This window comes from Shewanella sp., from assembly GCF_041630135.1.
In the GTDB taxonomy this organism is placed as follows: domain Bacteria; phylum Pseudomonadota; class Gammaproteobacteria; order Enterobacterales; family Shewanellaceae; genus Shewanella.
Genome location: NZ_JBFKLW010000041.1, coordinates 26,579 through 34,991, shown reverse-complemented (window position 1 = coordinate 34,991; position 8,413 = coordinate 26,579). Strand labels below are relative to the sequence as shown.

Annotated in this window: 8 protein-coding genes; all 8 read right to left on the bottom strand. The window is 51.1% G+C overall.

Annotated features, from left to right (window positions below):
• The coding region (nqrF, locus tag ABYK60_RS12190) for an NADH:ubiquinone reductase (Na(+)-transporting) subunit F (RefSeq protein WP_372872295.1) at positions 1–933 on the bottom strand (933 nt) is incomplete at its 3' end.
• Between the two features lie 50 nt (positions 934–983).
• Positions 984–1,592 (bottom strand): NADH:ubiquinone reductase (Na(+)-transporting) subunit E, encoded by a 609-nt coding sequence (gene nqrE, locus ABYK60_RS12185; RefSeq protein WP_372872294.1) that lies wholly within the window; start codon positions 1,590–1,592, stop codon positions 984–986.
• Between the two features lie 5 nt (positions 1,593–1,597).
• Positions 1,598–2,224 carry an NADH:ubiquinone reductase (Na(+)-transporting) subunit D gene (locus ABYK60_RS12180; protein ID WP_372872293.1) on the bottom strand — a complete coding sequence of 209 codons (627 nt, stop codon included), beginning with the start codon at positions 2,222–2,224 and terminating at the stop codon, positions 1,598–1,600.
• Positions 2,224–3,021 (bottom strand): Na(+)-translocating NADH-quinone reductase subunit C, encoded by a 798-nt coding sequence (locus ABYK60_RS12175; RefSeq protein ID WP_372872292.1) that lies wholly within the window; start codon positions 3,019–3,021, stop codon positions 2,224–2,226. The genes ABYK60_RS12180 and ABYK60_RS12175 overlap by 1 nt, the downstream gene beginning before the upstream one ends.
• On the bottom strand, positions 3,014–4,213 hold the full coding sequence (locus ABYK60_RS12170; protein ID WP_372872291.1) for an NADH:ubiquinone reductase (Na(+)-transporting) subunit B: 1,200 nt from the start codon (positions 4,211–4,213) through the stop codon (positions 3,014–3,016). The genes ABYK60_RS12175 and ABYK60_RS12170 overlap by 8 nt, the downstream gene beginning before the upstream one ends.
• Entirely contained in the window at positions 4,213–5,547 is a 1,335-nt protein-coding gene (locus ABYK60_RS12165) for a Na(+)-translocating NADH-quinone reductase subunit A (RefSeq protein ID WP_372872290.1), read from the bottom strand. Before ABYK60_RS12165 ends, ABYK60_RS12170 begins: the two co-directional genes overlap by 1 nt.
• Before the next feature lie 385 nt (positions 5,548–5,932).
• Positions 5,933–7,774: a hypothetical protein gene (locus ABYK60_RS12160; RefSeq protein WP_372872289.1), complete on the bottom strand. Its 1,842-nt coding sequence runs from the start codon at positions 7,772–7,774 to the stop codon at positions 5,933–5,935.
• Between the two features lie 119 nt (positions 7,775–7,893).
• Positions 7,894–8,403: an S-ribosylhomocysteine lyase gene (gene luxS, locus ABYK60_RS12155; protein ID WP_372872288.1), complete on the bottom strand. Its 510-nt coding sequence runs from the start codon at positions 8,401–8,403 to the stop codon at positions 7,894–7,896.
• Between the last annotated feature and the right edge of the window lie 10 nt (positions 8,404–8,413).

Genomic DNA, 8,413 nt, shown 5'->3' with positions numbered 1-8,413 from the left:
GTACCAGAAGCTCATCTTACGCTTGCTCTTCAAACGCTTAAGCTGGTCGAAGATGTGTGAACGCATTGGCGCCATACCGGCACCACCGCCCACGAATACCATCTCGGCATTGGTGTCTTTCGCGAAGAATTCACCGAATGGTCCGGAGATAGTCACCTTATCACCTTCCTTCAGGCTCCAGATGTACGAAGACATCTTGCCGCATGGCAGGCTCAGGTTACGTGGTGGAGGCGTAGCGATACGCACGTTCAGCATGATGATGCCGAACTCTTCCGGGTAGTTGGCCATGGAGTATGCACGAATAGTCGGCTCATCCACTTTTGACTCCAGCTTGAAGAAGCCGAAGTGTTCCCAGTCGCCACGGTATTTAGCGGGAATATCGTAGTCAGCGTACTTAACATGGTGCGCAGGGGCTTCAATCTGGATGTAACCACCGGCACGGAAAGGCACAGACTCACCATCAGGAATGGCCAGCTTAAGCTCTTTAATGAAGGTCGCCTTGTTATCGTTAGAGATAACAGTACATTCCCACTTCTTGATACCGAAGATTTCTTCTTCCAGTTCAATCTCCATGTCAGATTTAACGTTAACCTGACATGCCAGACGACAGCCCTTCTTGGCTTCACCTTTGGAGATGTGATCCAGTTCGGTTGGCAGAATATCGCCACCACCGGCCTTCACATGTACACGGCACTGGCCACAGGAACCACCGCCGCCACAGGCAGAAGATACGAAGATACCGCTGTTGGCCAGAGCACCGAGCAGCTTGCCGCCTGCTTCGGTGGTGATTGCTTTGGCGGGGTCATCATTGATACCGATGGTGATATCACCGCTTGATACCAGCTTGGACTTGGCGAACAAAATCACCAACACCAACACCAGTACAATGGCGGTAAACATCCCAACGCCCAGAAAAATATCTAAATTTTCCATTAACTAATCCTTAGAAGGCTTTTACTGAAGAGCCTTCTTGAGGTGCCCCTTTACAGGGACACACCAGAGAACGACATGAAACCCAGAGCCATCAGACCGGCAGTGATAAAGGTAATCCCCAGACCACGCAGACCATCAGGTACATCGGCGTACTTCATTTTCTCACGGATACCCGCCAGCAGTACGATGGCCAACGCCCAGCCGATACCTGAACCGATACCATAAACCAATGATTCTGGCAGGTTATAGTCACGCTCAACCATGAAAGATACGGCACCGAAAATAGCACAGTTCACAGTAATCAACGGCAGGAAGATACCCAGCGCGTTGTACAAAGGTGGAAAGTACTTGTCCAAAGCCATCTCAAGGATCTGCACCAGCGCGGCGATTACACCGATAAAGGTGATGAATTTCAGGAAGCTCAGATCGGCCTCAGGTACGCCGGCCCATGCCAGTGCGCCAGGAGCCAGAATGCCCTGATAAATGATTTGGTTAGCGGGTACAGAAATAGCCAGTACCACAATAACCGCAATGCCCAGACCCATGGCAGTCTTCACTTTCTTGGACACAGCCAGGAAGGTACACATACCAAGGAAGAAGGACAGGGCCATGTTTTCAATGAAAACAGAGCGGATTAACAGACTGATATAATGTTCCATTGACCTTATCCTTTTGCTTCAACTTGCTCAGGCTTATAGGTGCGGATAATCCAAATCAGTGCACCGATCAGGAAGAACGCACTCGGTGGCAGCAGCAGCAAACCGTTTGGCTGATACCAGCCACCATCGGAGATCTTGGACAGGATCTCAATGCCGAACAGCGAACCATTACCGAACAATTCACGCACGAAGCCCACTGACAACAGGATGGCACCATAACCCAGACCGTTACCGATACCGTCCATAAAACTCATCATAGGAGGAGTCTTCATGGCGTAAGCTTCGGCGCGGCCCATCACGATACAGTTGGTGATGATAAGGCCCACGAATACCGACAGCTGCTTGGCCACGTCGTAGGCATACGCCTGCAGCACCTGGTCAACTACGATTACCAGCGAGGCGATAATCGCCATCTGCACGATAATACGCACGCTGTTAGGGATATGATTACGGATCATGGAGATGAACAGGTTAGAGAACGCGGTCACCGCGGTCAGAGCCAGGGTCATCACCAGTGCCGTTTCCAGTTTACTGGTTACAGCCAGTGCGCTACATACACCCAGAACCTGCAGGGCAATGGGGTTGTTGCTAATCAGCGGTCCGGTAAGAACCTTTTTCAGTTCGTTGGCCATTAGCTCAGCCCTCCGTTGCGTGCTTTTTCAATGAAACTCGCAAAACCTTCTTTACCCAGCCAGAACGTCAGCGAGTGCTGAACACCGTTGCTGGTCAGAGTTGCACCAGACAGAGCATCAACGCCATGCACAGAAGCGGCTACTGCCGGGTTCTTGGTTACACTGATGGCCAGCTTGCCCTGTTCATCGAACAGTTTCTTGCCTTGCCACAGCGCTTTCCACTTGGGATTCTGCACTTCGCCACCCAGACCTGGAGTCTCACCAGAACCGGTGAAGTCGTAATAAACCAGACCCTGAATGGTATTCAGATCAGGCTCAAGCGCCAGGAAGGCAAACATGGTAGACCACAGACCATAACCTTTAACAGGCAGGATCACAGTCTTGAGCACGCCGGCATCGTCACGCACCAGATACACCACCGCCTGATCTGGTACGCGCTTGATAGAAGCAACGTCATTCACAGGCTTGGAAGAGGTCTTGGGATCGCGGCTGGCTTTTTCCTGATCAAAGGTATTGCCATCAACACCTTCCACAAACTCACCAGACTTCAGGTTAATAACACGGGCTTCCACATATTTATTGTAGGTAGCCAGGATATCAGCCTTGGTCACGTTTGCAGCCTTGGTATCCATCAGGCTTGCAGCTTCCAGAATGTACTTTTGCTTATCCAGCAGCTTGTTTTCCTGCTGAGTCGGGCGCAGAACCACGGCTGCGGTCGATACAAAAATCGAGCAAACCAAGCACAGGCCAACAACGATAAACAGCGTTCTGCCGAACGAATCTTTAGTATTAGCCACGGGCAATCCTCCGCTTGATATTTGCCTGTACCACGAAATGGTCGAACAGTGGCGCAAACAGGTTGGCAAACAGAATAGCCAACATCATACCTTCAGGGAACGCAGGGTTGATCACACGAATGAACACCGCCATGGCACCGATCAGGATACCGTAAGCCCACTTGGCCTGGTTGGTGAAAGAGGCTGACACTGGGTCAGTCGCCATGAACATCATACCGAAGGCAAACCCACCCAGAACCAGATGCCAGTACCATGGCATGGCAAACATCGGGTTGGTATCGGAACCAATAAGGTTCAGCAGGGTTGAAACAGCCATCATACCCAGCATTACACCACCAACAATGCGCCAGGAGGCGATGCGGGTATAAACGATAACCAAACCACCGAGCAGAATAGCGAGAGTCGATACTTCACCCACAGAACCCGGGATAAAGCCGAAGAAGGCATTCCACCAATCCTGGTTCAGACCATATTCCAGAGTACCGGTAGCAGCCTGGCTCAGATGAGTTGCACCTGAGAAGCCATCGGCCACAACCCAGCTGGTATCACCTGACATGTTCAGCGGATAGGCAAAGAACAGGAAGGCACGACCAGCCAGCGCTGGGTTTAAGAAGTTGCGTCCGGTACCACCGAACACTTCTTTGGCAACCACAACACCAAAAGTGATACCCAGAGCAACCATCCACAGTGGGATAGTGGCAGGCAAAGTCAGGGCGAACAGAATAGAAGTTACGAAGAATCCTTCGTTTACTTCATGACCGCGTACCATGGCGAACAACACTTCCCAGATACCGCCGACGGCGAAAGTCACGGCATAAATAGGCAGGAAGAAACAGGCGCCATACCACATCAGAGTGGCCCAACCGGCATCGGCAGTCATTTCAGTGCCGAGGATCCCAAACAGGCTGACCTGCCAAACATCAGGAGTACCAAAGCCAGCAGCCAGAGCCAACTGAGCCTGTAAACCTACGTTGTACATACCAACAAACATCGCCGGGAAAGCACATGCCCACACGGTGATCATCATACGCTTGAGGTCAAGGTTGTCGCGAACGTGGGTCTTGCCCTTGCTCACCAAACCTGGGGTATAGAAAATAGTGGCGGCCGCTTCATACAGGGCGTACCACTTCTCGTATTTACCGCCTTTTTCAAATTGCGGTTCAATACGCTCAAGAAAATCTTTCAAGCTCATCAGCCTTCCCTCTCTACCGTATCCAGGCAGCTGCGCAGATAGGAACCGTAGTCATACTTGCCCGGGCACACAAAGGTACACAGTGCCAAATCTTCTTCATCCAGCTCCAATGCACCCAGAGTGATCGCACCGTCGATATCGCCGGAAACAAGATCACGCAGCAGCATGGTTGGCAATATGTCCAACGGCATTACACGCTCGTAGTTCCCAATAGGTACCATGGCGCGGTCTGAACCACCGGTGCTGGTTGTCATCTTGAACAAACGGCTTGGCGAAAGGTGCGACAGGAAGGCACGGGTAATAGAAAACTTATCAGCACCTGGCAACATCCAGCCGATAAATTCCTTCTCGGTACCCTCTTCCAGGAGACTCACCTGCAGATGGTAACGCCCCAGATAGGCGTGAGCACCCGTTGCAATTCGGCCATTAAGCACAGAACCTGACACTTTACGCACAACACCTGACTCAGCCTCACCCGCTGTAAGAGTCTCAATGCTGGCTCCAACCAAAGTGCGAACCAAACGAGGCTTAACAGCTTTAGGACCGGCAATGGAAATCACACGGTTTGCGTTCAATTCACCAGTTGTGAATAGCTGACCAAAGGCTATCACGTCCTGGTAACCGACATGCCACACCGAGCGATGGGCAGACGCAGGCAGAATAAAGTGGATATGGGTACCCGCCAGACCGGCAGGATGCTTGCCACCGAACTCATGGACTTCGGCATTGGCAGCAGGAATGTCAGCGCCAGGCGCTTTACACAGGTAAACCTTACCCTCGGTCAGTCTTGCCAGTACCTTAAGGCCATTGGCAAAGTCTTCTTTATGCTCGGCGATCACCAAAGCAGGATCGGCAGCATGAGGGTTAGTATCAGTTGCAGTAACAAAGATGCCGGCAGGAGAAGCATCAACTGCAGGAACTTTGCTGAAAGGACGGGTACGAATAGCAGTCCACAAACCTGATTCAATCAGATTGCTTCTGACTTGCTCATCGCTCAGAGAATCCAACTGCGTCGCATCGTACTTGGCAAATGCAACAGCTTCGTTGCCCTCAAGTTCAATCACCACAGACTGGAGAACTCGCTTCGCACCCCGGTTGATTTCAGAAATAGTACCACTGGCTAAAGCCGTATATTTAACGCCGGGATTCTTCTTATCTTCGAAGATCACCTGCCCCTTGGCTACCTTATCGCCTACCTTAACTTTCATGGTAGGACGCATGCCAATATACTCTTCACCCAATGTAGCTACGTGTTTAATGGCTGGGCCATCATGGATAACTTGCTCTGGACCACCCGCCAAGGGCAGATCCAATCCTTTCTTAATTGTAATCATATCCACATGCACTACGTTTGAAGGAAAGACAACGCGCCGCGTTCCTGCTAGACACCCGATTTAAAACAAATCGTTAGCGTTGAGCTGGCGCAGATTTATCACAGAAATGCGATCGCAATCACGCTGGTCGCGCGCATTTTACCCCAAACGCCCTGCTATCGCCACGAAAATTATACGTGTTTTCAAACTTAACAGGCCGTTTTTCACCGTGAAAATTCAGGTTTTACACCAAGGCAAAACCCTGCACTTGCATAAAACCGTTATGTACACAAACTATTATTTTAATTACTAATATTCAATTGGTTAATCGACAACCTCGCAAAAAAAAAGCCCAACTACTTTGATAGCTGAGCCAATGGCGTTTAATTGCAAACTTTGTGTCGAATCAACCGTGCCAACTGTAGCCTAAACTGAATAAAACTTCGCCTTCCCGAAGCCCAAATTCCGAGTCAGCGAAGGGGGCATCCTCTTGTGTCAGATTTTCCGCCCTGAGGTAGGCGCTATGTTGCCTGTGTGTCCAGGCAAAGACAGCATCCACCCTGGTGTTATCTCCCTCCGGATATGTTGTTTGCCTTCCGGACACCGTCATTGACCATTCGCCAGTCCTGATCCCAAGCGCCATTGATAACTGGCGCTCTGGCAGCCAGGGGATCTCATCGTCAGCTCTGAAACAACGGCTTACCACCGAAAGACACTGGGGGGTGGTGATTTCACTGCGGCTTTCCTCGATCCCCACAGACAGGGGAATCGAAAAGGAACCAAACTCTCCCAACCAGGTTGCTGAAAGTCCTGCACCTATTGCATCCACATCCGCCAAATTGAACTGCTGTGCCCCTTTAAGCCCATTACAGTAGTCAAGCTCAGTGCAATCGAGATGCATATTTTCATACTGGCGAGTCCACATCTGTCCTTTCAGGGTAAAACTGCCCGCAGGCCAAACGCCATCAATGCTAAAGCCATCAAATAATTCCATTGAGGCCGAATCGTTCGATGGCGCCGGAGGTGTGAATCCATGGCGCCCCCAGATACTAAAATGCCTATCCAGCATCAACAACCCCAGTCCATAACGCCATCCTTCCACATTGGCATTAACCAATGAGTCAGTGCCCGCTTCGCTGCTATCCCTTTCAACATCGGCTCTTTGCCAACCGCTATCCAAGACCAGCTCCATCCAGGATAAATTGAATCTGGCTTCAAGACCGACGGTCAACACGCTCGCCGTATCCGTGATGCCTTGCAACGCCGGACGACCGGCATGGGTGTAATCAGCACTGTCACGTTGGTAGCCAAGCAGATAACTGAACAGGTGCTTTCCATAAAATGCGCTGTTCTGACTTTGCAGCCCATAACTCTGGTAGCGAGTTTCTCCGTAAGATGCTCCCGCCCCCATTCCCGGAATGCCCCCTGCCTCAAAATACTCAACAAGATTAGTTTCGGCAGGCTCTGCCCCCCCATGGATTTCAAATCCAATGGTGCTCTCCTGCCAAAATAAGTCGGTACGGCTGTGGCTTTGACCCACTTGACCGGAATGGTGGTTGAGATGAATACGCTGTCGCTCGCGATTGACCAACTGATGGTCCCCTTCCAGGGGCAAGCTGCTTTCCTGAAATAACCAGCTCAGCTCAGTGCGCTGTTTCATTTTCGCACCAGGCAAACTGGAAGCGCCCAGAGAAAACATCAGCTCAGTATCTTCGGTATCATATACACCACTGCTACCAGGCTTGCGCAGGTGACTACCGCGGATATCAAAATCCAGCGCCTCATTGCTGGCGGCGTAAGCGGCATTTATCGCGCCACTGCTGTCTGAACTCGCTTCCAATCCAAACCTGCGGCCACCTTGACCGACGTCTCTGAGCAGGTAGTCGCTCTTAACGCCCCCATCACAATTACGGCTCAGCGAATCGCAAAATGACAGAGAATCCACGCCAAAACGTCCCACATCCATCCATACCCCCGGTGCTACGTTTTCGGCAAGCGCCAGGTCAATTCCCGAGAATCCGGGCGAGGTATGCCGACTACTGGCCTGATAATAGCGACTCAGCCCCATAACGGTATTTCTGCCATACATCAGGCCTGCAGGTTGCACGACCAGAGTTGAGGGGGTATTAAGGCCAAGATTCTCAACCAACATCTGGCTGATGTCTGTGGAGGGTGACGTATTGGCCATACTGAAGGCAGGGGTGGCTGCGGCCAAAAAACAGGTAATTAGCGCTGGGGTACGTTTCATCCAGTTATCCCAAAAGGCCTCTCCCGATGGCCAGATTATTGTTATTTCTTTGTGACATGAATGATTTTAGACGAAAAAAAAGCGGCTCGTGCCGCTTTTTCAATATGACGTTCAATAAATTAGAGCTGGTTCAGAATTTCATCAGCCAACTTGAGCTCATCGTTACGGTTTACGCTGACACCTGCGGCAATAATGTTGCGGGCGATATCCTGCGCCTGCTCCAGAGAATGCATCTCATAAGTACCGCACTGGTATTCGTTTAGCTCGGGAATAGCCTTCTGATCGGCAACCTTGAGCACATCCTCCATAGCGGCAAGCCAAGCGTCAGCAACACGCTTTTCACTCGGCTCACCAATCAGACTCATGTAAAAACCGGTGCGACACCCCATGGGCGAAATATCGATAATTTCAACGCCGTTGCCGTTTAAATGATCGCGCATAAAGCCGGCAAACAGGTGCTCCAGCGTGTGAATACCCCGCTCACTGAGGATGTCCTTGTTGGGGGCACAAAAACGCAGATCAAACACAGTAATGGTGTCACCCTTGGGGGTACTCATGGTCTTGGCCACCCGCACTGCAGGGGCATTCATACGGGTATGGTCAACGGTGAAACTGTCCAATAAAGGCATGGTGCTCTCC